The 24655-nt window shown below is 62.7% G+C and carries 24 protein-coding genes; 7 read left to right on the top strand and 17 right to left on the bottom strand.

All coding sequences use genetic code 11. The annotated features are described in order from the left end of the window. Positions 1–2: 2 nt before the first annotated feature. Positions 3–185, bottom strand: a complete 183-nt coding sequence (gene rpmF / locus NGJ21_RS05080) for a 50S ribosomal protein L32 (RefSeq protein WP_010223221.1) — start codon at positions 183–185, stop codon at positions 3–5. A gap of 13 nt (positions 186–198) precedes the next feature. Continuing rightward, positions 199–726, bottom strand: a complete 528-nt coding sequence (locus NGJ21_RS05085) for a YceD family protein (protein ID WP_012313431.1) — start codon at positions 724–726, stop codon at positions 199–201. A 96-nt stretch (positions 727–822) separates the two neighbouring features. Here NGJ21_RS05085 and NGJ21_RS05090 point away from each other — a divergent pair, with 96 nt between their 5' ends. Then, positions 823–1401, top strand: a complete 579-nt coding sequence (locus tag NGJ21_RS05090; RefSeq protein ID WP_115275619.1) for a Maf family protein — start codon at positions 823–825, stop codon at positions 1399–1401. A gap of 78 nt (positions 1402–1479) precedes the next feature. Here NGJ21_RS05090 and NGJ21_RS05095 read toward each other — a convergent pair whose 3' ends face one another. From NGJ21_RS05095 to rluC, 3 genes are read right to left on the bottom strand one after another with little or no spacing between them, the layout of a single operon-like run. Next, positions 1480–2505 carry a S49 family peptidase gene (locus NGJ21_RS05095; RefSeq protein ID WP_046786562.1) on the bottom strand — a complete coding sequence of 342 codons (1026 nt, stop codon included), beginning with the start codon at positions 2503–2505 and terminating at the stop codon, positions 1480–1482. A 2-nt stretch (positions 2506–2507) separates the two neighbouring features. After that, a complete protein-coding gene (locus NGJ21_RS05100; RefSeq protein ID WP_046786563.1) occupies positions 2508–3188 on the bottom strand; it encodes an HAD family hydrolase in 681 nt (226 codons plus the stop codon). A gap of 3 nt (positions 3189–3191) precedes the next feature. Beyond that, entirely contained in the window at positions 3192–4148 is a 957-nt protein-coding gene (gene rluC / locus NGJ21_RS05105) for a 23S rRNA pseudouridine(955/2504/2580) synthase RluC (RefSeq protein ID WP_115275617.1), read from the bottom strand. Between the two features lie 810 nt (positions 4149–4958). On the opposite strand from rluC, the gene rne reads away from it, so the two are divergent. Beyond that, positions 4959–8171, top strand: coding sequence for a ribonuclease E (gene rne / locus NGJ21_RS05110; protein WP_251961905.1), 3213 nt, complete (start codon positions 4959–4961; stop codon positions 8169–8171). Positions 8172–8252: 81 nt separating this feature from the next. Here rne and murB read toward each other — a convergent pair whose 3' ends face one another. From murB to NGJ21_RS05150, 8 genes are all read right to left on the bottom strand, one after another. Next, complete coding sequence (murB, locus tag NGJ21_RS05115) at positions 8253–9272, bottom strand: UDP-N-acetylmuramate dehydrogenase (protein WP_115275615.1); 1020 nt, start codon at positions 9270–9272, stop codon at positions 8253–8255. Further along, complete coding sequence (locus tag NGJ21_RS05120; protein ID WP_115275614.1) at positions 9269–9733, bottom strand: low molecular weight protein-tyrosine-phosphatase; 465 nt, start codon at positions 9731–9733, stop codon at positions 9269–9271. Before NGJ21_RS05120 ends, murB begins: the two co-directional genes overlap by 4 nt. Next, complete coding sequence (gene kdsB, locus NGJ21_RS05125) at positions 9733–10497, bottom strand: 3-deoxy-manno-octulosonate cytidylyltransferase (RefSeq protein WP_046786568.1); 765 nt, start codon at positions 10495–10497, stop codon at positions 9733–9735. The genes NGJ21_RS05120 and kdsB overlap by 1 nt, the downstream gene beginning before the upstream one ends. Continuing rightward, positions 10494–10679 (bottom strand): Trm112 family protein, encoded by a 186-nt coding sequence (locus NGJ21_RS05130; RefSeq protein WP_003247142.1) that lies wholly within the window; start codon positions 10677–10679, stop codon positions 10494–10496. The genes kdsB and NGJ21_RS05130 overlap by 4 nt, the downstream gene beginning before the upstream one ends. 44 nt (positions 10680–10723) lie before the next feature. Then, positions 10724–11734: a tetraacyldisaccharide 4'-kinase gene (lpxK, locus tag NGJ21_RS05135; RefSeq protein ID WP_119688514.1), complete on the bottom strand. Its 1011-nt coding sequence runs from the start codon at positions 11732–11734 to the stop codon at positions 10724–10726. Next, complete coding sequence (gene pocB, locus NGJ21_RS05140) at positions 11734–12168, bottom strand: flagellar polar localization protein PocB (RefSeq protein ID WP_012313421.1); 435 nt, start codon at positions 12166–12168, stop codon at positions 11734–11736. The genes lpxK and pocB overlap by 1 nt, the downstream gene beginning before the upstream one ends. Continuing rightward, positions 12165–12800 carry a flagellar polar localization protein PocA gene (gene pocA / locus NGJ21_RS05145; RefSeq protein ID WP_039601022.1) on the bottom strand — a complete coding sequence of 212 codons (636 nt, stop codon included), beginning with the start codon at positions 12798–12800 and terminating at the stop codon, positions 12165–12167. Before pocA ends, pocB begins: the two co-directional genes overlap by 4 nt. A gap of 111 nt (positions 12801–12911) precedes the next feature. Next, complete coding sequence (locus NGJ21_RS05150; protein WP_119688513.1) at positions 12912–15125, bottom strand: DNA internalization-related competence protein ComEC/Rec2; 2214 nt, start codon at positions 15123–15125, stop codon at positions 12912–12914. 141 nt (positions 15126–15266) lie between these two features. Between NGJ21_RS05150 and NGJ21_RS05155 the strand changes: the two genes are divergently transcribed. Continuing rightward, positions 15267–15893, top strand: coding sequence for a DUF2062 domain-containing protein (locus NGJ21_RS05155; RefSeq protein WP_119688512.1), 627 nt, complete (start codon positions 15267–15269; stop codon positions 15891–15893). Here NGJ21_RS05155 and NGJ21_RS05160 read toward each other — a convergent pair. From NGJ21_RS05160 to NGJ21_RS05170, 3 genes are all read right to left on the bottom strand, one after another. After that, entirely contained in the window at positions 15777–16556 is a 780-nt protein-coding gene (locus NGJ21_RS05160; RefSeq protein ID WP_012313417.1) for an ABC transporter permease, read from the bottom strand. The genes NGJ21_RS05155 and NGJ21_RS05160 overlap by 117 nt on opposite strands. Then, on the bottom strand, positions 16553–17485 hold the full coding sequence (locus tag NGJ21_RS05165) for an ABC transporter ATP-binding protein (protein ID WP_039601023.1): 933 nt from the start codon (positions 17483–17485) through the stop codon (positions 16553–16555). Before NGJ21_RS05165 ends, NGJ21_RS05160 begins: the two co-directional genes overlap by 4 nt. 132 nt (positions 17486–17617) lie before the next feature. Then, positions 17618–18241, bottom strand: a complete 624-nt coding sequence (locus NGJ21_RS05170) for a glutathione S-transferase (RefSeq protein ID WP_046786572.1) — start codon at positions 18239–18241, stop codon at positions 17618–17620. 199 nt (positions 18242–18440) lie between these two features. Here NGJ21_RS05170 and NGJ21_RS05175 point away from each other — a divergent pair, with 199 nt between their 5' ends. Beyond that, on the top strand, positions 18441–20888 hold the full coding sequence (locus NGJ21_RS05175) for an acyl-CoA dehydrogenase (protein ID WP_115275611.1): 2448 nt from the start codon (positions 18441–18443) through the stop codon (positions 20886–20888). A 60-nt stretch (positions 20889–20948) separates the two neighbouring features. Here NGJ21_RS05175 and NGJ21_RS05180 read toward each other — a convergent pair whose 3' ends face one another. Beyond that, positions 20949–22478: a hypothetical protein gene (locus NGJ21_RS05180; RefSeq protein WP_119688511.1), complete on the bottom strand. Its 1530-nt coding sequence runs from the start codon at positions 22476–22478 to the stop codon at positions 20949–20951. A gap of 211 nt (positions 22479–22689) precedes the next feature. Here NGJ21_RS05180 and NGJ21_RS05185 point away from each other — a divergent pair, with 211 nt between their 5' ends. The 3 genes from NGJ21_RS05185 to NGJ21_RS05195 all read left to right on the top strand — a co-directional run bounded on the left by NGJ21_RS05185 (position 22690) and on the right by NGJ21_RS05195 (position 24653). Further along, positions 22690–23100, top strand: coding sequence for a PA2817 family protein (locus NGJ21_RS05185; RefSeq protein WP_115275609.1), 411 nt, complete (start codon positions 22690–22692; stop codon positions 23098–23100). A gap of 218 nt (positions 23101–23318) precedes the next feature. Continuing rightward, positions 23319–23858: a fimbrial protein gene (locus NGJ21_RS05190; protein WP_115275608.1), complete on the top strand. Its 540-nt coding sequence runs from the start codon at positions 23319–23321 to the stop codon at positions 23856–23858. A 57-nt stretch (positions 23859–23915) separates the two neighbouring features. Beyond that, the gene (locus NGJ21_RS05195; RefSeq protein ID WP_174141829.1) at positions 23916–24653 is read left to right on the top strand and encodes a fimbrial biogenesis chaperone; all 738 of its coding nucleotides are present in this window, start codon (positions 23916–23918) and stop codon (positions 24651–24653) included. Positions 24654–24655: the final 2 nt, after the last annotated feature.

The raw sequence follows: 24655 nt of genomic DNA on the forward strand, positions 1-24655 counted from the left end.
GATTACTCGTCAGCGCCCTTGTCGATCACTTTACGACCACGGTATACGCCTTCTGGCGATACGTGGTGACGCAGGTGTACTTCACCGGTGGTCTTTTCTACCGACAGCGCGTTTTCCGACAGAGCGTCGTGCGAACGGCGCATGTCACGGGCAGAGCGGGATTTTTTGTTCTGCTGAACAGCCATAATTGATTAACTCCTAAACGTTTGGGTCACGCTTTAACTGCGCCAAAACACTGAACGGGTTGGACCGCGATACCTCGTCCTTGCTCGATTCGGGCTCGTCTGCGCCCGCCGGCTGCTGGCATTCTTCCGGATGATGAGCAGGCACGATGGGCAAGGCGAGCAGAAGCTCCTCCTCGATCAAGGCCTGCAGATCCAAAGGATCTTCGCCCAGTTCCAGCACGTCATAGCCTTTCGGCAACGACTGGGTATTCGCACCCTCCTTCACCACAGCGTAAGTGCATTCGCTGTGAATCGGCAGGGTGACCAGCTCAAGACAACGCTGGCAAACCATTTTGACTTCGACATCCAGCTCGCTGTGGATAACCACCACGTGCTGTTCATCTCGTTCAAAATCGAACTTCGCCTGCACCGTACCGACATTGTCGGAAAGCGGGTCGCAGAGTCTTTCCAAATCAGCGAGTTGCAGCGAACCGTTAAGGGTTACGCCACGATCGGCTAATTTGCGCGGGTCAACGTGAGGTGGAATCGGGTCATTCAACATAGGCGCAGCATTCTAGGGATGCCCCCTGCACCTGTCAAAGGAAATTCGGCGGTATGTTGCATGTTAGAATCGGGATCAACTGATCAGGAGTCTACCATGCTGCCTTTGTTGCTGGCTTCCAGCTCCCCTTACCGGCGCGAACTGCTCGCGCGCCTGCGCCTGCCCTTCACCTGGGCAAGCCCCGACCTTGACGAGCGGCGGCTCGCTGACGAGCCCGCCACAGAGCTGGTGCGACGCCTGGCCAGGCAGAAGGCCGAGGCACTGGCCGGCAGCCACCCGCAGCACCTGATCATCGGCTCCGACCAGGTCGCGGTACTGGGCGAGCAGATCCTGGGCAAGCCGCACAGTTTCGAGCGCGCCTGCGAGCAATTGCTGGAGGCCAGCGGACAGCACGTCACCTTCCTGACCGGGGTGGCACTGCTGAACACCGCCACAGGGCAATGCCAGGTCGATTGCGTGCCGTTTACCGTAACGATGCGGGAACTGGACCGGGAGCGCGTGGAGCGCTACGTGACGGCCGAGCAGCCGCTCGATTGCGCAGGCAGCTTCAAGGCCGAGGGGCTGGGTGTGAGCTTGTTCAAGAGCACCCACGGGTGCGATGCCACCAGCCTGATCGGGCTGCCGTTGATCCGGCTGGTGGATATGCTGAGCACGGAAGGCGTGACAGTGCCCTGAGACCACCAGAGGCGGTCTTGCGCCCCATCACCCGCAAGCCTTATGCAGCAATTGCCGGCGATGGGGCCAGGCAAGCACTCAGCGCAAGGCAGGCCCCTGGAAGCCCATGTACATGGCCAACTTCTCCGCCACGCTGGCACCAATGCGCTTGGAGAAGCGATCGAACGGTGACTCCTCGACCGTGAAGTCGACCAGCTCCTTCTCCCCCACGATCTCACGCGCCACATAGCTCGCACTGCCCAGGCCATCGACAAGCCCCAGCGCCTTGGCCTGCTCACCCGACCACACCAGGCCACTGAACAGCTCAGGGTGCTCCTTGTCTTTCAGGCGATCACCCCTGCCCTGCTTGACCATGGCAATGAACTGCTGATGGGTGGTATTCAGCACGCCCTGCCAGAACGCCCGCTCTTCAGGCTTCTCCGGCGAGAACGGATCCAGGAAGGCCTTGTGCTCACCGGCGGTATACGTGCGCCGTTCCACACCAAGCTTCTCCATCGACCCCACAAAGCCATACCCGGCCGCCGTCACACCAATGGACCCCACCAGGCTAGCCTTGTCGGCATAGATCTCGTCCGCCGCACTGGCAATGTAATAGGCACCCGACGCACCCAGGTCAGCGATTACCGCGTACAGCTTGATGTCCGGATACTCACCGCGCAGCCGGCGAATCTCGTCATAGACATAACCTGCCTGCACCGGGCTGCCTCCGGGGCTATTGATACGCATGACCACGGCCTTGGTCTTTGGATCCTTGAACGCCTCGCGCAGGCTCTTGACCAGATTGTCGGCACTGGCAGCTTCCTGATCGGCGATCACCCCGCGCACTTCCACCAATGCGGTATGGCTGGTGCTGCGCGAAGCGGCCTTGTCCATATCCGTCCAAGGCAGGAACAGGGCCAATACGCCGAAGAGGTAGACGAAGGTCAGCAGCTTGAAGAAGATCCCCCAGCGACGCGCCCTGCGCTGCTCCTGGACACCGGCCAGCAGGGTCTTCTCCAGCAGCTTCCAGCTTTTGCGCTCTACACGCTCATCCTCTTGACGGTCTTCGCGCGCCAGGCGCTCTTCTTCAGTCTCGGAACCGGGTGCTTTCCACTCGTCAACCATGCTCACCTACCTTGGAATTGGATTTGCGCAGAACCTGCCAGCCACTCGCGCAGCTGGGAAAAGTGATCGATGCACACTTGCGGACCGAACTCGGCCAACGCCTGCAGCGACATGGCACCATAGCCCACGGCCACAGAATGCATACCGGCGTTATTGGCCATCAGCAGATCGAATGCCGAATCTCCGACCATCAGCGCCCGCCCAGGTTCGACACCGCAATGCCCTAGAATTTCCTCGAGCATCAGCGGGTGCGGCTTGCCACGGGTCTCATCAGCGGCGCGGGTGATGTCGAAAAACCGCTCCCAGCCATTGGCCTTGAGCACCCGGTCCAGACCACGACGCGCCTTGCCGGTCGCCACAGCCAGGCGATAACCCTCGACCCGGAAGGCATCCAGCGACTCGACCACCCCCTCGAACAACGGAGAAGGCTGCTGATCAAGCGCCGTATAGATGTCGGCATAGTGCTGACGGAAGGTTTCGACCTGCACAGGATCGAGGTGCGGATAGAGGGTTGAAATGGCTTCACCAAGCGCCAGGCCGATGATGCCCTTGACCGCCTCCTCCGGGCTTGGCGCCTCACCGGCGCGCTCGGCGGCGGCATTCATCGCCTCGACGATCCGCCCGATCGAGTCGGCCAAGGTGCCGTCCCAGTCGAAGATCAGCAACTCGTAAGACTTTTTCATGAATCAGGACGCCCCCAGACGCTCCACGGTTTTCGCCCAGACTTCGTCCACAGGCGCTTCGAGCTTGAGCTCACCACCATCAGGCAGCGGCACCGTGAGCGCATAGGCGTGCAGGAACAGGCGCTTGCCTCCCAAGTCACGAATTTCGCGGCTGAAATCCTCGTCGCCGTACTTGCTGTCACCAGCGATCATGTGGCCAGCGTGCAGAGTATGTACGCGAATCTGATGGGTACGCCCCGTGATGGGGCGCGCCTCGACAATGGTGGCGAACTCGCCGAAACGGCGAAGCACACGGAACAGGGTGAGCGCCTCCTTGCCCTCCTCGTTCACCTCGACCATACGCTCGCCCGAACGCAGGTTGCTCTTGAGCAACGGAGCATTGACCTGCTTCTTCGAGGTAGGCCAGTGGCCACGCACCAGCGCCATGTAGCGCTTGTCGACCCCATCGCCACGCAGCGCGGCATGCAGGTGGCGCAGCATGCTGCGCTTCTTGGCAATCATCAGCAGGCCCGAGGTGTCGCGGTCCAGGCGGTGCACCAGCTCCAGCTCCTTGGCATCGGGGCGCAACTGGCGCAGCGCCTCGATCACACCGAAGCTCAGGCCACTGCCGCCATGCACGGCGATACCGGCCGGCTTGTTCATCACGATCAGCGCCTTGTCCTCGTAGACGATGGCAGCTTCCAGGCGCTGCAGCAGCCCCTGGGCAACCGGGGCCGGCTCGTCACGCTCGGGGAGGCGCACAGGGGGCACACGGACGATGTCACCCGCCTGGATCTTGTACTCAGGCTTGACACGGCCCTTGTTGACCCGAACCTCGCCTTTGCGCAGGATGCGGTAGACCAGCGTTCTGGGTACACCCTTGAGCGCCGTGATGAGGAAATTGTCGATGCGTTGGCCGGCAAGCTCCGGCGCGACTTCGATCAGCTGAACGCCGGAAGTCGGAGGGGTATTGGTCGTCATCAAGGGATCATAACAATTTTTTATGGAATTGAAGCACTTAATCATTACTGCTATAGTCGCGAACGCCGCCAAAAGCGGCAGGCCAGCGGAACCAGGCCCTTGGCCGGTCCCTGACCAACGCAATTCTGCAGGACGCGAGGCCGTCCTACGGGGTTTTCGCCAGTTTACCGAATTGCCTGGAATCGCCACCAGCGCTGTGTAGAGAAGACCGAAAAAAAACGACAAGTGCGGTGTTTCACCTGCTTACCCGCTTCTTTTCGCTGCACCTCTGCCCGCCCGACGCTTGCACGCAACGCACGGCGAATGCTTCGGAAATACCTGCCTTGGACATGAATGGCGTCAGCGCGGAAACTGCGCTGGCGAAAAATGCAACCCGTTGCGGATTCAGCGCGCGGCAGCACCCGAATTATCAGGGATACGTGCAGGGTGGAGATGCACAGCCCTCAGACCGTGTAGCACCGCGTCCGGCCACCGGCCCAGTGAATGGCCGGCGAGCGGATAAGGTCCTGAACAGATGCCCCATGGGCGTCCACGGCTGACGGTTGATTCCTCCTCCTGACTGAGTGCACGAGGCCTGCTGGGTTGATTCGGATATCGATTCGGATATCTCTGCAGATACCGCAGGGGCCTCTTGGCACCGCAGCAAACAGGACGCGTCGTCGCGACAACGGCAGGCTGGGAAACCGGCTGGTGCCGAACGTCGCTCGACACGGGGGTGGCCCGGCCACCCTTTGCGCACCTTGGCACCGACCATGAGAAGTCGTGTGTGCCGAACGCCGTTTCCGGCAGCCCGGAAACCGACGGTACAACATGAAAAGAATGCTGATTAACGCAACTCAACCCGAAGAGTTGCGTGTAGCCCTGGTGGACGGCCAACGTCTCTACGACCTGGACATCGAGTCCGGCGCGCGTGAGCAGAAAAAGGCCAACATCTACAAAGGCAAGATCACCCGGATCGAGCCCAGCCTCGAAGCCGCCTTCGTCGACTTCGGCTCCGAACGTCACGGCTTCCTGCCGCTGAAGGAAATCTCCCGCGAGTACTTCAAGAAAGCCCCTGAAGGCCGCGTCAACATCAAGGATGTCCTGAGCGAAGGCCAGGAAGTCATCGTCCAGGTCGAGAAGGAAGAGCGCGGCAACAAAGGCGCCGCCCTGACCACCTTCATCAGTCTGGCAGGTCGCTACCTGGTGCTGATGCCCAACAACCCACGCGCTGGCGGCATCTCCCGCCGCATCGAAGGCGAAGAGCGCAACGAACTGCGTGAAGCCCTCAACGGCCTGACCGTGCCAGGCGACATGGGCCTGATCGTGCGCACCGCTGGCCTTGGCCGCAGCAGCGAAGAAATGCAGTGGGACCTCGATTACCTGCTGCAGCTGTGGACCGCCATCAAGGAAGCATCCCTGGATCGCGCTGCACCCTTCCTGATCTACCAGGAAAGCAACGTCATCATCCGCGCCATCCGCGACTACCTGCGCCAGGACATCGGCGAAGTGCTGATCGACAGCATCGATGCCCAGGAAGAAGCCCTGACCTTCATCCGCCAGGTGATGCCGCAGTACGCCAGCAAGGTCAAGCTGTACGAAGACAGCGTGCCGCTGTTCAACCGCTTCCAGATCGAAAGCCAGATCGAAACCGCCTTCCAGCGCGTCGTCGACCTGCCATCGGGCGGCTCGATCGTGATCGACCCGACCGAGGCCCTGGTTTCCATCGACATCAACTCGGCGCGCGCCACCAAGGGCAGCGACATCGAGGAAACCGCCCTGCAGACCAACCTGGAAGCGGCCGAGGAAATCGCCCGCCAGCTGCGCCTGCGTGACATCGGCGGCCTGATCGTCATCGACTTCATCGACATGACGCCGGCGAAAAACCAGCGCGCCGTCGAAGAGCGTGTACGCGAAGCCCTCGAGGCAGACCGCGCCCGCGTGCAGGTCGGCCGCATCTCGCGCTTCGGCCTGCTGGAAATGTCCCGTCAGCGCCTGCGCCCGTCGCTGGGCGAAAGCAGCGGCATCGTCTGCCCGCGCTGCTCCGGCACCGGCATCATCCGTGATGTCGAGTCGCTGTCCCTGGCCATCCTGCGCCTGATCGAAGAAGAAGCCCTGAAGGACCGTACTGCCGAAGTACGCGCCCAGGTACCGATTCCGGTGGCCGCCTTCCTGCTCAACGAGAAGCGCAACTCGATCACCAAGATCGAACTGCGCACCCGTGCCCGCATCATCATTCTGCCGAACGACCACCTGGAAACCCCGCACTTCGAAGTCCAGCGCCTGCGCGACGACAACCCGGAAGTGCTGAACAACCAGTCCAGCTACGAAATCGCCGCCACCGAAACCGAAGAAGCGCCGCAGCCGACCGCCACGCGCACCCTGGTGCGCCAGGAAGCAGCGGTCAAGACTGCACCGGCCCGCGCCAACGCTCCGGTACCGAGCGCTGTCGAAGAACAGCAGCCTGCCGCACCGGCAGCCCCGGCACCCAGCGTACCGGAGCCAAGCCTGTTCAAAGGCCTGGTGAAGTCGCTGGTCAGCCTGTTCGCCGGCAAGGAAGAGCCTGCCGCCGCCCCGGTGGTCGCCGCCGAGAAGCCTGCCACCGAGCGCACTCAGCGTAACGAGGAGCGTCGCAACGGCCGCCAGCAGAGCCGCAACCGCAACGGCCGCCGTGACGAAGAGCGCAAACCTCGTGAAGAGCGCGCCGAGCGTGCGCCGCGTGAAGAGCGCCAGCCGCGTGAAGAGCGCGCCCCTCGTGAAGAACGTGCCCCTCGTGAAGAGCGCGCACCTCGTGAAGAGCGCGCACCTCGCCAGCCACGCGAAGACCGCCGCGGCAACCGCGAAGAGCGCGTCCGCGAACTGCGTGAGCCTCTGGATGCAGCACCGGCCGCTCGTGAAGAGCGCCAGCCACGTGAAGAGCGTGCTCCACGCGAAGAACGTGCGCCTCGCGAAGAACGTGCGCCTCGCGAAGAACGTGCGCCTCGTGAAGAGCGTGCCCCACGCGAAGAACGCGCTCCACGTGAAGAGCGTGCACCTCGCGAAGAACGCGCACCGCGCGAAGAACGTCAGCCTCGCCCGCCACGCGAAGAGCGCCAGCCACGTGAAGCTGAGCAGGCTGCCGAGAAGGCTGCAGAGCTCGCCGATGAGCAACTGCCGAACGAGGAGCTGCAACAGGACGAGCAGGAAGGTTCCGATGACGAGCGTCCGCGCCGCCGCTCCCGCGGCCAGCGTCGCCGCAGCAACCGTCGTGAGCGCCAGCGCAACGCCAATGGCGAGCTGATCGAAGGCAGCGAGGAAGAAGGCAGCGACGAGCAACCGCAACAGCACCAGGCCACCGAGCTGGGTGCCGAACTGGCTGCCGGCCTGGCCGTCACCGCCGCTGTCGCCAGCAGCAACATCAGTGCCGGCGCCGAAGCGCAAGCCAACCAGCAGGCTGAACGCGCCAGTGCCGAAGCCGCGACCACCGACAACAGCGAAGTCGCTCAGCCGGCCGAGCAGGTCGAAGCCGTCGCCAAGGCCGAGGAAATCGCCATTGCACCGGTGGTCGAGCAGCCGCTCAGCGAGCCGGTCGCCGCGGTCCAAGCCAGTGCCGAGCCTGTGGTTGAAGTTGCGCCTGAGCCGGTAGTCGAACAGGCCCCTGCGGTCGAGCCGGTAGTGGTTGCCGAGGCGCCTGTAGAGGCACCTGTCGAAGCACCGGCCATCGAAGCAGGTGAAGCAGAGAAAGCCCAGGTCGCCGCTGAACAAGCGCCGGCTGCCGAGCTGCCTTCTGCTGTCGTCGAAACCCAGCCAGAAGTGGCTGCCGAGCCTGTAGCAACCGTAGTTGAAGCAGCACCTGTAGTCGCCGAGCCTGCCCCGGTAGAAGCACCGGCAGCGGTCGAAGCGGCCACCGTCATGCTGCCTAACGGCCGCGCCCCTAACGACCCACGCGAAGTGCGTCGTCGCAAGCGTGAGGCCGAAGCGGCAGCCAAGGCTGCGCAGGAAGCGGCCGCTGCTGGCACGCCAGCGCTGGAGACCGCCGATGAGCACAAGCCTCATCACGGTTGATAGCCACGGCTGAATGAAAAAGCCCCGCCAGTGTGAACTGGCGGGGCTTTTTCTTGGCCGTTTGTCGTGCCTGCACCGGCCTCAGTACAGGTTGGGCTCCATCTCCAGCTCAACCCCGAACCGCGCCAGGATATCCGCCTGGATGCGCTGCGCCAGGCCATGCAACTGCGCCCCGCTCGCCTGGCCATAATTGACCAGCACCAGCGACTGCAAGCGGTGTACGCCGGCATCGCCATCCCGATAACCCTTCCAGCCGGCCTGCTCGATCAACCAGCCTGCGGCCAGCTTCACCTGCCCGTCAGCCTGGGGATAAGCCACCACACCTGGAAACTCAGCGCGGATGCGCGCCACCTGTTCGACGGCAACGACCGGGTTCTTGAAAAAGCTGCCGGCATTGCCCAACTCTGCCGGGTCGGGCAGCTTCTCGCGGCGAATGCTGCAAATAGCGTCGCTGATCGCCTGCGCCGTCGGCTCCTGCACGCCCTGCTCGGCCAGACGCTGACGCACCGGGCCGTAATCCAGATGGGCCTGCAGCCGGTGGCTCAGGGCAAAACGCACCCGCAGGATCAACCAACGCCCAGGGTTACGCTTGAACAGGCTGTCGCGGTAACCGAAGGCGCATTCCTCAAGCCCGAAGTCACGCAGCTCGCCCGTCTGCCGGTCCAGTGCCGTCAAACCGGCGAACACATCCTTGATCTCTACCCCATAGGCACCCACATTCTGCATTGGCGCCGCGCCCACCGTGCCCGGGATAAGGCTGAGGTTTTCAAGGCCACAAAGGCCTTGCTGCAACGACCATTGCACGAAGGGATGCCAGGGCTCACCCGCCTCGGCCTCCACCAGCACACACCCCGCGTCATCGCCAAGGACGTGGCGGCCACGGCTGGCCATGTGCAGCACCAGCGCGTCGACATCACGGGTCAGCAGCACGTTGCTGCCGCCGCCGATCACCATCACCGCAAGCCCTCGCTGGCGCGCTTGCGCCAGGGCCTCGCGCACCTCATCGTCGGTATGTACCTGGGCGAAGTAGCGGGCTTTAACATCGATGCCGAAGGTGTTGTAAGGCTTGAGCGAAACCTGCTCCTGCCAGTGCGCCGTCATAACCGCCCCTTGATTTCGACAACCAGCTCACGGCAGGCCGCCTCGATCAGGTCCAGCACCTGCTCGAAGCCCTCTGCACCGCCGTAGTAAGGGTCCGGCACTTCATCCACAGCCGCCTCATAGCGGCGCAGGAACAGGTCCAGCTCGCCAGTCGCATTGTACGGACGCATGGCGCGCAGGTGGCCCAGGTTGCTTTCATCCATGGCCAGAATCAGGTCGTACTCGGCAAAGTGCTCAGCCTTGACTTGCTGGGCACGCTGTCGCGACAGGTCATAGCCCCGCGCCAGGGCGGCCTTGCAGGTGCGGCTGTCAGGCCCCTTGCCCACGTGCCAGTCACCGGTACCGGCAGAGGCCACGTGAACCTGCCCAGCCAGGCCTGCGGCCTGCAACTGATGACGCAGCACACCTTCGGCGGTGGGCGACCGGCAGATATTGCCCAGGCAAACGAACAGGACGCGCATCAGGCCTCCAGCAAGCGCCGCACGCGCTCGAGGTCTTGTGCAGTATCGACACCCACTGCTGGCGCCTCGATGGCGTCCGCCACGTGAATACGCACGCCATGCCACAGCGCACGCAGCTGCTCAAGCGCCTCGGTCTGCTCGAGCCAGCACGGGCCCCAGCTGACGAAGTCCTGAAGGAAACCGACGCGGTAGGCGTACATGCCGATATGGCGACGGTAGGGCACGCCCTGCGGCAGTTGATCGCGGTCCTTGGCGAAAGCGTCACGCGCCCACGGCAGCGGCGCACGGCTGAAGCTCAAGGCCAGGCCGTTCTTGTCGCTGACCACCTTGACCGCATTGGGGTTGAACACGGTTTCAGGGTCGTGGATCGGCTCGGCCAGGGTCGCGATACCTGCCTCCGGATGCGCCGCCAGGTTGGCTGCGACCTGATCGATGATCACCGGCGGAATAAGCGGCTCGTCACCCTGGACGTTGACCACGATGGCGTCGGCAGGCAAGCCAAGCTGCGCAGCCACTTCAGCCAGGCGGTCGGTACCCGACTCATGGTCGGCGCGGGTCATCAGCACTTCAGCGCCAAAGGCCTGACAAGCCTCGACGATACCGGCGTCGTCGGTGGCGATGACCACACGGCCGGCACCGCTCTTGCGCGCCTGCTCCCAGACATGCTGAACCATCGGCTTGCCGGCGATCAGCAGCAACGGCTTGCCCGGCAGGCGCGTCGAGCGCAGACGGGCGGGAATGACCACGGTAAAGTTCAAGCTCATTTGTCCAGACGCTCGTCGTCGGTCAGGGTACGCGCCTCGCTTTCCAGCATCACCGGGATGCCATCGCGAATCGGATAGGCCAGGCCTGCGCCCTTGCTGATCAGCTCGGTCTTGTCAGCGCTGAGCTTGAGCGGGCCCTTGGTGATCGGGCAGGCCAGGATGTCGAGCAGTTTGGTGTCCATGGAAGCGTCCTTGAGGCCAGATGGCCGGAAATTGAAAAACGGGCTCAGGGCGTTCGATGCCCAGGCAGCAAGCGTTGCAGCTGGCTGTCGAACCAGTCGCAGAAGGCCGGCGTAGGCAGGGCCTCCACGGCCAGGTACCACCAGTCATCGGCAGCGAAGGCGCGGCACTTCACCGCATCCTTCTCGGTCATCACCAACGGCAGTGGCGGGCTGAAAGCCAGGCTCTGAGCGCTGAACTGGGCGTGGTCGGCGAACGGATGCGGCACCGGCTGCCAGTTTAGCCCCAGCAGGGTATTGAAGAAACGTTGCGGGTTGCCGATACCGGCTACCGCATGCAGGCGCTGGCCCGCCGGGAAGAAGTCGAGCGCGCGGCGCTCGCCACTGCGCAGGTTGACCAGCGCACTGGGTTGCAGACGAAAGGCGAAGCCCTCCGGGCGGTCGGCGCTGGCGCCGTTGAACAGCACCGCATCAGCCTCTTGCAGGCGCTCGGCAGGCTCGCGCAGGGGCCCGGCCGGTAAGCAGCGGCCATTGCCCAGGCCACGCGCAGCGTCGATCAGCACCAGTTCCAGGTCGCGTGCCAGGCGGTAGTGCTGCATACCGTCGTCACACAGGATCAGGTCCAACGGCTCGCTGGCCAGCAATGCCTGCACGGCGCGGGAGCGGTCGGGGTCGATCATCAGCGGCACACCCGTGCGCTGAACGATCAGCAACGGTTCATCGCCGGCCTGCTCGGCACTCTGCGAGGCTTCGACACGCCAGGGCAAGCGAGGCGGTTCTGCACCGTAGCCGCGGCTGACCACCCCCACCTTCAGCCCTTGGCGCCGGCAATGCTCGATCAACCAGAGGATCATCGGCGTCTTGCCGGTGCCACCAATGGTGATGTTGCCCACCACGATGACCGGTACCGGGGCGCGGTAGCTGGCGCTTTCGCCACTGAGAAACCGTGCGCGCTTGCGCGTCACTACCCGCCGGTAAAGCGCCTCGAGCGGGCGCAGCAGGGCAAGGGCCGGGTGCCCGGCGTACCAGGCGGCTAGCAGACGGTCAGCGAGCGCCATCAAGGTGTCCCCTGGGCGGCCTCGACGGTGGTCATGCGCAGCTGGCTGAAACCGAGCTTGCCGGCGGCATCCATCGCAGTGATCACGGCCTGGTGCGGGGTCTTGCCGTCGGCACTGATGGCCAGCGGCAGCGTGTTGTCACCGCCCGATTCGCGCTGGATCGCCTCGGTCAGGGTCGCCAGGTCGCTCTTGGGCAACAGGTGATTGTTCACCGAATACACGCCGTCTGCACTGATGGTGACCTCCACCAGCTTTTCCGGGTCTGCGACGGGCTGTTCGGCGCTGACGGCCTCGGGCAGCTCCACACGCAGCTGGGTCTCACGGGTAAAGGTGGTGGTGACCACGAAGAACAGCAGCAGGACAAACACCACGTCGATCAACGACGCCAGGTTGATGTCGACGTTCTCCCGCTGGCGATTGCGCCGGAACTTCACGCCTTGCCTCCGGCCACTTCGACTTCGCGGTCGCCCTGGATGACCTCCACCAGCTTGATCGCCTCCTGCTCCATGCCCACCACCAGTTCGTCGATGCGGCGCAACAGGAAGCGGTGGAAGAACACTGCCGGGATGCCGACCATCAGGCCGGCTGCCGTAGTGACAAGGGCCTTGGAGATACCACTGGCCAGCACCGCCGCATTGGCGGTCATCTGCGACCCCATGAAGGCGCTGAAGATATCGATCATGCCCAGCACGGTACCCAGCAGGCCGAGCAGTGGGGCCATCGCGGCGATGGTACCGAGGGTGCTGATGTAGCGCTCCAGTTCATGAATGACCCGCGAGGCAGACTCCTCGATGCACTCTTTCATGATTTCACGGCCATGGCGCGAGTTGGCCAGGCCCGCAGCGAGGATTTCACCCAGCGGCGAATCGGCGCGCAGGGCCTTGAGCTTGTCACTGGTGAGCTGCTTGTCCTTGATCCACATCCACACCTGGCCCAGCAGGTGCGGCGGGGTAACGCGGCTGGCGCGCAGGGTCCACAGGCGCTCGACGACGATAGCCATGGCAGCGATGGAGCTCAGAATGATCGGCAGCATCATCCAACCACCGGACTTGACCAATTCCCACACAGTAAACGCCCCCTCGGAAAAAGGCCGCCACTCTAACATAGGCGCGCGGGGGGCTCATCTGCCGAAGGTCAGGGAATTGTGTGGCTATACCCAGGGCAGGCTCATCAACCATCACGGCGCGCTGCCCCGCCAAAAGCGCTTTTGCGCCCGCACCCCTTCCACTTCGCCATGGTTGCCCAGCAGCAACCGCAACGCCCCCTCCACCGCCGTATCGTGAATGGCCATCCCATGCCGCCGATAGCGCTCGACCACCTGCACATGCGGATGCCCAAAACCGTTGTTGCGCCCCCGTGAAATCAGCACGCCGCGCGGCGCCGTAGCGCGGATGAATGCCTCTGTCGAGGAACTGCGGCTGCCATGGTGCGGTGATTGCAACCAATCGATACGTGGCGTCGCGTGGGCCGCCAACCACGCGCGCTCGGCGCCCGCCTCCATATCGCCTGCCAACAGCAGCCGCTCCCCCTGCGCCTCGACCAGCAACACGCAAGAGCGGTCGTTGCTGCTCTGCCCTTGGGCCCAATGCCACAGCGAAAAGCGCACGCCATCCCATTCCCACTGCTCATCACTGGCACAAGGCTGCAGTGCAAGGTCCTCCAACACTTCGCCGCCCAGCACACGCAACACCGGCAACCCACGGTAGACAGCCGGCGCGCCACCTGCATGGTCGGCATGGGCATGGCTGATCAGCATGATGTCCAGGCGCTTTACGCCCAACTTGTGCAGGGTCGGCAACACCACCCGCTCACCCAGATCGCTCTCGCCCCGCGCCGGGCCGGCGTCGTAAAGCAGGCTATGGTTTTGCGTGCGCAGCAGTACCGCCAAGCCCTGCCCGACATCCAGCTGCCAGACCTCCACCTGCCCCTGCGGCACAGCCTCCCTGGGCACCCACAACGCCAGCAGCATCGCCCCGCCCAGGCTGCGCAGGGGCACACCGGACGGCAGCAGCACCAGCAACGCCCCCAAACAGACCATCAGCCAGGCCCAGACCGGCAAAGCAGGCGGTATCCACGCCGGGCGCCAGTGCGCCACCCAAGCCAGCAACCGGAACAAGACATCCAGCAGCCCACCCGCCAACCACAACAGGCCTTCACCAACCCCTGCCAAGGGCAGCAGCAACGTTCCAAGCAGCGCCAAGGGCAATACCGCAAGGCTGACCCAGGGCACTGCCAGCAAGTTGGCCAGTGGCGCACTCAGGCTGACTGGCAAACCGGTGGCGATCAGTACCGGCAGCAAGCCGATGGCGATCACCCACTGGGCGCGGGTCCATCCTTGCCAGGGCCGCCAGCGGCCCAGACGTGAGCTGAAGCAGTAGACCAGGGTCGCCACCGCCGCAAACGACAACCAGAACCCTGGCAGCAGCGGCGCCAGCGGCTCGGCGACCAGCACCCCGATGAGGGCCAGCAGCAAAGGGAACAGCGCCCCAAGATGGCGAAAGCGCAGGCGCCAGAGCAGAACCACCGCCAGCATCAGGCAGGCGCGCTGCACCGGCACCCCCGCACCGGCCAGCCAGCCATAGGCCAGCGCCGCGCCCAGTGCCAGGCCGCACGCACACGGCAACCAGGGTAGCGCCCGTGGCCACAGGCCCCAGCGCGCCAGGCCGGCGACCAAGGCGTAAAGCAGGCCGGCGACCAGGCCGATGTGCTGCCCCGAGATCACCAACAGGTGTACCGTGCCCGTGGCCTGCAGCGCTTGCCAGTCCTCACGGGCCAGGCCGGCGCCATCGCCGAGCACCAATGCGACAAGGGCCGCTTCCCGGCCATGCGCGGCGACGCTCAACAAGCGCTGGCGCAGTGCGTCACGCCAACCCGGCTGCGCGGCGTCCAGCACATGGCCCGCCTTGACCGTGCCAGTGGCGCCGATACGCCTGGCCAACAACTGCGCCTCCCGGTCCGGACCATGCGGGTTGAGCAGCCCGGCCGGGCGCTGCAAGGTAGCGGCCAGGCGCCAGCGCTCGCCAGCCCGCACCGGCGGGCCATCGAACCAGTGCAATTGCAGGCGCTGGGGCAACGCAGCGCGGCGCGAGCGAGGTTGCTCCAACTCAAAGCGCACACCACTCAGCGTATGGGCCGGCAAGCCGACCACCCTGCCCTCCAGCCACAGCGTTCGGCCATCCAGGCCTGGGGCCAGGCGATCATCCAGTGCCTGCTGCGCCGACCAGCAAGCCCAGCACATACCCAGCACGCAGCAGCCCAGCGGCCACAGCCGTGTGCCCAGGCAAACCAGGCCGCCGCCGAACAGCAGCCACAGCCACCCGACCGATGGCAACTCGGGGAGAACGCCCAAGCACAACAGCCCGAGCGCCAGCGCAAACATCCCTGTGCGCATGAGTTAGAGCTCCAGAAACGCAGTTACCCCTCAGGCATAGACGAAATGACGCCAAGGCTCGCTCAACAATTGTCACAAACTCTGAACGAGGCTGAGATGGAATCAAGGCATACTTCCCCGATGACCGCTCGGGGAGCCTACATGCCGCGCCGCCTTTTCAAACGCTACATGCCGGACCCGACCAGCATTCGGGAACACAAGTCCTTACGCTTTTTCGGCAAGTTGCTGCACGACCCGAATCTCTGGCACCTGAACCGCCACTCGGTGGCCCGGGCCATGGGTGTGGGCCTGTTCGCGGCGTTGATTCCCGTCCCCATGCAGATGCTGCTGGCGGCAGCGCTGGCGATACCGGTGCGTGGCAACCTGCCGATCGCCGTCAGCCTGGTGTGGCTGACCAACCCGCTGACCATGCCGCCCGTGTTCTTCGTCACCTACATGACCGGCGCCTGGTTGCTGGGCACGCCGCCGCGCAGCCTGCCCGAAGACCTTACCTTCGAATGGATCACCGGCCAGCTGGCAACGCTCTGGCAGCCGTTCCTGCTGGGCTCGGTAGTGTGTGGTGTGGTGCTGGGCATCATCGCCTGGTTCACCACCCTTCTGTACTGGCGCTGGTGGATTGGCCGGCAATGGCGCCGGCGCAAGCACAGGGTCTCAGGCGCGCATGCCGCGGCCACTGACCAGCAGGCGGACGCACAGCGCGTAGAGCACTGCGGTGGCGACCAGCATGAAGGTGATCGCCGTACCAATGCTGATATCCGACACCCCTAGGATGCCGTAGCGGAACGAGTTGACCATGTGCAGCACCGGGTTGGCCAGCGACACGGTCTGCCAGAACGGCGGCAGCAGGTTGATCGAATAGAACACCCCACCCAGGTAGGTCAGCGGCGTCAGCACGAACGTCGGGATGATCGAGATATCGTCAAAGTTGCGTGCAAACACGGCGTTGACGAAGCCAAGCAGCGAAAAAATGGTCGCCGTCAGCAACACCACGACCACCGTCACGCCCAGGTGATGGACCTGCAGGTGGGTGAAGAACAGCGACAGGATGGTCACGATCACCCCCACCGCCAGGCCTCGCAGCACCCCGCCCAGCACGTAGCCGACCAGAATGATGTGCGGCGATACCGGCGACACCATCAACTCTTCGATCGAGCGCTGGAACTTGCTGCCGAAAAAGCTCGACACCACGTTGCCGTAGGAGTTGGTGATCACCGACATCATGATCAGCCCGGGAACGATGTACTCCATGTAGGTGAAGCCGCCCATGTCGCCGATCTGCCGGCCGATCAGGTTACCGAAGATGACGAAGTACAAGACCATGGTGATGGCCGGCGGCAGCAAGGTCTGCGGCCAGATACGCAGGAAGCGCCGCACTTCGCGGTAAACGATGGTGTTCAGGGCGACCCAGTTGGTGCGCAGTTCCACACTCATACGGCCACCTTCGACAGGTTCTTTTCAACCAGGGACACGAACAGCTCCTCGAGACGGTTGGTCTTGTTGCGCAGGCTCTGCACTTCGATGTTCTGCAGGGCCAACTGGCCGAACAGCGCGGTAATGCCGATGTCCTTGTCCACTTGCACCTCAAGGGTGTGGGGTGTCAGCAGGCGGCATGGGTAGCCCTGCAGCGTGGGCGCCTGGGCCAGGTCCTGCCTGAGGTCGAGGACGAAGGTCTCGACATGCAGCTTGCCCAGCAGCTTGCGCATGCTGGTGTTCTCGACAATCGTGCCGTGGTCGATGATGCCGATGTTGCGGCACAACTGCTCGGCCTCCTCCAGGTAATGCGTGGTCAGGATGATGGTGATGCCCTTCTGGTTGAGCTCGGTGAGAAAGCTCCACATCGAACGGCGCAGCTCGATATCCACCCCCGCTGTCGGCTCATCGAGGATCAGCAGGCGCGGTTCGTGGATCAACGCCCGGGCGATCATCAAGCGGCGCTTCATGCCACCGGATAACGAACGCGACTGCACGTCACGCTTGTCCCACAGCCCCAGCTGGGTCAGGTATTGCTCGGCGCGCTCCTTGGCCAGTTTCGGCGGGATGCCGTAATAGCCGGCCTGGGTCACGACGATGTCGAAGGTTTTCTCGAACTGGTTGAAGTTGAACTCCTGGGGCACCACGCCCAGGCAGCGCTTGAGCGCCGAGGGTTCGCGATCCAGGTCATGGCCAAACACGTTCACCGTGCCGCTGGTCTTGTTGACCAGGGTCGAGAGGATGCCGATGGTGGTGGATTTGCCGGCGCCATTGGGGCCCAGCAGGGCGAAGAAGTCACCTTCGGCGACGTCCAGATCGATGCCTTTGAGGGCCTGGAAGCCGTTGCCGTAGGTTTTGGTCAGCTGTCGGATGGACAGGGCAGAACTCATAGCGGGTCACGTACCGAGTGAAAAGGTCAGGACACGCCAGGGCAAGTCACTGGCGCAGTGAGTGCGGCCATGGTGCAAGGCCTGGCCGCACAAGTACAGTCATGTGTATTGATAGTGACTATCGAAGCAGGTTCAGGTCAGTGCCGTCATCACCGCCGCCTGGTAGGCCGGGCGTTGCTTCAGCCGCTCGTACCAGGCTTGCAGGTGGGGCATGGCCGGGCGCTCGATGGGCATTTCGAACCAGGCGTACACGAAGCTCCCCAGTGGGATGTCGCCCATGCCGATCTGGTCACCGGAAAGGTACGGTTGGTGCGCCAGGGTTTCATCGGCGATCGACAGCAACTGCGCGCACTGTTTGTGCGCGGCATTGATCGCGACCCAGTCGCGCTGGTCTTCGGGGGTGCGCAGCAGGCCCCAGAACAACGGGCGGAACGCCCCTGCAAAGGACGAGGTGGTCCAGTCCATCCACTTGTCCGCCAAGGCGCGCTGGCGCGGGTCTTTCAGGTACCAGCCCTGCTCTGCGCCGTACTCGGCGCACAGGTAGCGCACGATGGTGTTGGACTCCCACAGGGTAAGGTCGCCGTCTTCGAGCATGGGCACCAGGCCATTGGGGTTGCGGGTGCGGTAGTGCGGCTCGTTGACGACACCGAAGGCGCCGCCGGCGTCGATGGATTCGAAATCCAGGCCCAGCTCGTGGGCGATCCACAGCGCCTTGCGCACATTGCTCGAATTCTTGCGACCCCAGATCTTCAGCATGACGACGTCCTTATGAATGCGAAGGGGTGAGTCTACTCCAGGCCTCTGTCGCCTGCATCGGCGAGTGGGTCGATATAGACGAACAATGAGCTGAAACTCCCACAGCCACACCCTGTCACTGTTCTGATACTGCCGTTCACTGTGTTGCGTCTAAGCTCTGTGAGACGGCCCAAGCCCCTGGTTCCAAGGAGGAAGGATTATGTTGCTGTTGTGGTTGCTGGTCCTGGTGATCGGCACGGCGTACCTCACCCACCGGCGTCTGCCACCGCTGCAGATACTCGCCATCGTTGCCGGCTATACCTTGCTGATGGGCATCTTCAGCTCGGCGCCCGGCTGGCTGCTGGCGTTGATCTGGCTGGTTCTGGCCGCCAAGGCTGCCCTGCTGTTACTACCCGAGTGGAGGCGCAAGGTATTCACCGGCCCTGTGTTCAAGTGGTTCCAGCGCACCCTGCCGCCCATGTCGCAGACCGAACGCGAAGCCATCGACGCCGGCACCGTATGGTGGGACGGCGAGTTGTTCAGCGGCCGCCCCGACTGGCGCACGCTGCTCGACTACCCTGCGCCAACACTTACCGAAGAAGAACAGGCCTTCATCGATGGCCCGACCGAGGCGCTGTGCGCGATGGTCAGCGACTGGCAAATCGGTCAGGATCTCGACCTGCCGCCCGAGGCTTGGGCCCATATCAAATCGCAGGGTTTCTTTGCCCTGATCATTCCCAAGGAATACGGCGGCAAAGGTTTCTCCGCTTACGCTCATTCTCAGGTCGCCATGAAGCTCGCCACGCGCAGTGGTGACCTAGCCTCCACGGTGATGGTACCCAATTCCCTCGGCCCGGCTGAGCTGTTGCTGCATTACGGCACCGACGAGCAACGCAACCACTACCTGCCACGCCTGGCCCGGGGCGACGACATTCCGTGCTTCGCGCTCACGGGCCCCCTGGCCGGCTCCGATGCAGGCGCAATGCCGGATACCGGTGTCATCTGCAAAGGCCAATGGCAAGGTGAGGAGGTCATCGGCCTGCGCCTGAACTGGGAAAAGCGCTACATCACCCTCGGCCCGGTCGCCACCCTGCTCGGCCTGGCCTTCAAGGCCTACGACCCGGATCACCTGCTGGGCGAAGAAGAAGAGCTGGGCATCAGCCTGGCGCTGATCCCCACCGACACCCCCGGTGTGGAAATCGGCAAACGCCACCTGCCACTGGGCGCGGCCTTCATGAACGGCCCCAACAGCGGCAAGGACGTGTTCATCCCGCTTGAATTTCTCATCGGCGGCCAGGCCATGCTTGGCAAGGGCTGGATGATGCTGATGAACTGCCTGTCGGTGGGCCGCTCCATCTCCCTCCCTGCTGTCGGCACAGGTGCTGCCAAATACACCAGCCTGGTCACCGGCCAGTACGCCAACATCCGCGAGCAATTCAATGTGCCACTGGCGGCTTTCGAAGGCATCCAGGAATCATTGGCGCGCATCGGCGGCAACGCCTGGCTGATGGACAGCGCCCGCCTGCTGACCGCCAAGGCCGTGGACCTGGGCGAAAAGCCTTCGGTGCTGTCGGCGATCCTCAAGTACCACCTGACCGAACGGGGCCGCGAATGCATTCAGCACGCCATGGACGTGCATGGCGGCAAGGGCATCATCATGGGCCCGAACAACTACCTGGGGCGCAACTGGCAAGGGGCGCCGATTTTCATCACGGTCGAAGGCGCGAACATTCTCTCGCGCAACCTGATGATCTTTGGGCAGGGTGCCATCCGCTGTCACCCGTTCGTGCTCGAGGAAATGGCCCTGGCAGGCCGCGAGGACCACGGCCAGGCCCTGAAGGAGTTCGACGAACTGCTGATGAAGCACATCATGTTCGCCGCAGGTAACGCGGCGAGCACACTGGTGCACGGGTTGGGGCTGGGTCATCTGGAGAAGGTGCCAGGCGACGCCCTGAGCCAGGGATATTTTCGCAGCCTGAACCGCCAGGCTGCGGCCTTTGCCTTGCTGGCTGACCTGTCGATGATGCTGCTCGGTGGCGCACTCAAGCGCCGCGAACGCCTCAGTGCAAGGCTCGGCGATGTGCTCAGCTACCTGTACCTGTCTTCGGCTGCACTCAAGCGCTACCATGACCTTGGCTCGCCCGAGCACATGCGCCCCCTGCTGCGCTGGGCCATGGAAGAAAGCCTTGGCCAGGCTGAAAACGCCCTGGACCGGCTGTTGGACAACTTCCCCAACCGCTTCGTCGGCTGCGCCCTGCGGGTGCTGGTATTCCCGTTCGGTCGCAGGCATACCGGGCCGAGCGACGAACTGGATGCGCAGGTGGCCGAACTGATTGGCAGAAGCAAAGGCGACCCAGCGCTGGAAGAATTGCTGGCAGGGTGCTTCCGGCCCCAGGCCGAAGGCGACCCTGTGGCTGCGTTGCAACGCGCCAGCGACCTGCTCGATGAGGTCGCGCCACTGCAACGAACGCTGCACCAGTCAGTGAAGGACGGTACCGTACGACCAGCACCCGGGGAGTCGCCCATCGATGCGGCTGTGGATGCTGGCGTACTGCAGCCGCACGAAGGCCAGCGTTTGCTCGATGCGCAGCACGCTCGCCGCCAGGTCATCGATGTGGATGCCTTTGAAAAAGCGCAGCTTACGCGCGCTGAAGGGCATATTCGCTAACGTCAATGTCAGCGCCCGGGGCCTGCCGCCGGCCTCGGGTTGCTCTTCGATACTCCACATTCAACCGTTGGTCAGCTCAACGAAGCGGGCGGCAGTCAGTGTTGGCACGGGTATTACAATCGAGGCCCAATAATGAAACCGGGCTTGGTCTTGAGTATCTTCAGCCAATAGCACCGTGAACGGTGAAGGCGCCGTCGGATGTGGCGTAAAAACACCCGTTGCGGACACTGTGCCGTTGCCACTAATGACAGTCCATCGAGTGTCAGCGGCTCGCACCTCCACCTCACCTTCCCAACTGTCATAAAAAAGCAGCAGCCTGACTTTGTTGTTTACCAGTTCTGCTTTCAGGTAGTGGGATTCTATGGTGTGCAACGTAACGAAGGTGGATATGGCTGTTTCACTACCTGCCGTGGCCTTGATCACATCTGCACTGATAAGCGTACGCGGGCCAGATTGTAGTGCCACCTCACGTTTGGTCTTGTTGTTGGAGTCAAGCGCGAATGCTGGCGTAGGTGCACTGGCTGGATAATAAAACATCTCATCCCTCTCGCTCATCAGGCGCCCTGATGCTGCACCCTCGAACGCCCATTGCACATTTGCCGCGGCTGGCGCCAACGTCAATGCCTGTTTCTCATCACTGACTCCAACCAATCGAAGCCGTGGGGTAATGGCGAGCGGTTGTTCGACGTGTGCCTGATGGCGGTATTGGTCAGCCACGCTGTTAGCGTCGTACATTGCCCAATACAGTAGCAACTCCGGAATCAATTGCCCGGCGGTAAAACGCAGCGATCCTGGCGGTGTGCAAAAACCGGCGAGCCAAGCGTTGTCAACCGGAGGCAACCCCAGTAAAACCTCGGGAAAGAGAACGCTCAAAAAAGACAATACGCCCGCATCCCCCGCCGTTTCCGGGGCACTCAGCGAGTTGGTCCCCCCCAGCGCAAGTTCACTCGACCCACTGGACAACGTCAGGTCCAATGACGCTTCTCGAAGCTTGAAAGAGCCTTTCACATCGTGCAGTAACGGGCTGATAGGCGGCAACACTCCATACAGGTTGACACGCGCCGTTTCTTTATAGTGCTCGGTAAGCGCTGCCCAACTAAAGTCACCGTCCGTATGTTCGAACAGTGCCTCACCGGACCACTGCAGCCGAAGGAACGACCCCTCTAGCAACTTGTAACGCAGGTAGCCGTTGGCAAGTGGCACCTTGACTGTGAATGCCGTTCTCGAAGCCGGTAATGTTTCCAGCATTTCATGAACTCGTCGCCCAACACGCCCCAACACCGCGCGCAAAGCAAACTGTGAATCTTTTACGATGGTGTTCGTTATCGTGATGTGCTGTTCGTTGTAGGTAACGCATGGTGCACCCAAGCTCAGGGTGCCCACGCGCCATATAGCGCCCTCGACCATCCGGTCGTACTGCACCTGCTCACTCACGCGGCGCGAATTACGCCGGGCGTAGTCAACCCATGACGCATTGACGATCTGGCGACTCAAGACACCGACCACCAGTGTGAGCGGGTCGACCAAAACAGTATTCAGCGTATCGCCGCGGGTCGGGGGTTGCGCGCTGTCGGGTATACCATCAGCCATTGCAATATCTCCTGTTTCAATGGGTTCATGTGAACATCCCGAACGTACAGCGGCAACTGGCAGTAATTGCAGTTGACAGTGCACTCGCTTGCAGAAGCTGGTTTGAGCCGAACCAGCCTCCAGCCAGGAGATAGCCTGTGTGCGCTCGGTCGCGACACGAAGTGGCCGGGAGCGTATGATTCAGCACTGTCTACGCAATCGAGTTACGTTCATGGCCCAATCCTACCTGGCACACCACCTGCAATTGCTGCACCACCTGCGTACCATTCTGGTGGCGCTCGGAGAAAGCGAGCAGGTTCCCGAAGAAAGCCACGTGCTGTTCCTGGAACGCTTCGACGAGCTGCTTACCCATCTGCCAACCGATCCGCTGCAAAGCCAGTACCTGGGCCAGGATCTGATCTGCCAGGTCATCCAGCGCTATCCGCAGATTGCCCACCTGGTACCCCGTGACCTGCTCTGGTTCTTTGGCGGCGATTGCCTGCACTTCATGCCGGATGAAGAACTCGAGTTGTATCAACAGCTGGAAGAAATGCGCTACGAAGCCGAACAACAGGGCGAAACATTCGATTGGCATCAACACAAAGAAATGCTCAGCCTGTCGAATCGACGATCAGCGCACTAAGCGATACGCCCTGCCGCATCAGGGGGGGGCGCGACAGGCCGACGCGCCGCGCCTTGCGGCGGCTGCCATCCCGCAATCCATGCAGGCTTGCTAATTATTCCTACATCCCGCTTATCCCCCCCCCTTTAACCTGTTCGCCGCTCCCCCCAACAGGCGCTTAGCCGTCTGGGAGCATTCCGGGACTGCCCCACATACGAACAGGATTCAAGGAACTGCCAATGAAAAAGACTTTACTCATGCTTGCCTTGGGAATGGCCAGCAGCAACGTATTCGCAGCCCCCGAAACCGGCCAGATCAACTTCTACGGTACGGTCTATGGCGGCGGCACCTGCCCGATCGAAGTGGTCAACCCCGGCGGAAGCGTTATCCCTCGTGTATCGCTCGGCAACTTCACCACCAAGTACTTCAGCGCCAGCGGCACCGTTACCCCAGACGTGGCATTTGCGTTGCGCGTAACGCCTAGCGCTACTTGCACCATCGCACCCGGCGCAAAAACCAAGATCACCTTTACTCCATTGCACGGTGTAGTGGGCACAAACCTCTACGGTATTCGCGGCGGCGGCGCCACGGGCCTGGGTCTTGTGATCAAGGACCAGGCTCGCACCAAGATCAACCCCAATGCCGAATCCAAAGAATACGACCTGTATGAAACCCGCCCGACAGACTTGATGTTCTACGCGGCGTATGAATCCTTTGCCGCCACCGTTAGCGAAGGCTTGGCCGAGGCGGAAGTTTCTTTCGTGGTGAACCTGCCTTGACACGCACTCCAGGTGCCTGCACCTGGAGTCGATTCCAACTACACCCGGTCCAACGCCATGCTGTTTTTCCGTCACCCCCTGGCTGTTGTGTGCAGTTGCCTGCTGCTGCTCGGCGCCAACACGCCAATTGCCTATGCGGCACTTACCATCAGCCATACCCGTATCGTCCATGAGAGCGCCAAACGCAGCGCCTCAGTGATTGTCGCAAACCCTTCGAAAACGGCGTTCGCCGCTCAGGCTTGGGTCAATACCGAAGCCGACGATGCAACCACTGCTGTCCCCCTCATAACCTCGCCTGGGCTGTTCCGTCTGGACCCCGGCAATGAGCAGACAGTGCAGATCAACGCACTACCCAATGACCTGCCGCAAGACCGTGAGTCGCTGTTCTATTTCAACTTGCAGGAAATTCCGCAGGCGACGGCCGATACCCGGCAAAATATTCTGAACATTGCCCTGCGTACGCGCATCAAGCTGTTCTATCGCCCCAGCCATCTGAAAGACCGCCCGCAAGACCGGCTCAAGGACCTGGCATGGTCGGTACAACTGATAGACGGCAAACCGCACCTGGTTGTCGACAACCCTTCGCCCTACCACTTCACTTTCAACCGACTGGTCATCAGCGGCGCTGGGTTTAGTGAAACCATTACGGCCCACGACATGGCCCTGCCATTGAGCCGTCAGACGTATGCGCTGAAGCGGTTACCGACAACCCAGGGCCTTCAGGTCAACTTCACCACGATCAATGACTACAGCGGCATTACAGCCGAACGCTCCAGCCCGGTGAAACCAGAGTGAGC

It is taken from the genome of Pseudomonas sp. Marseille-Q5299, assembly GCF_943737035.1.
Lineage (GTDB): Bacteria > Pseudomonadota > Gammaproteobacteria > Pseudomonadales > Pseudomonadaceae > Aquipseudomonas > Aquipseudomonas putida_E.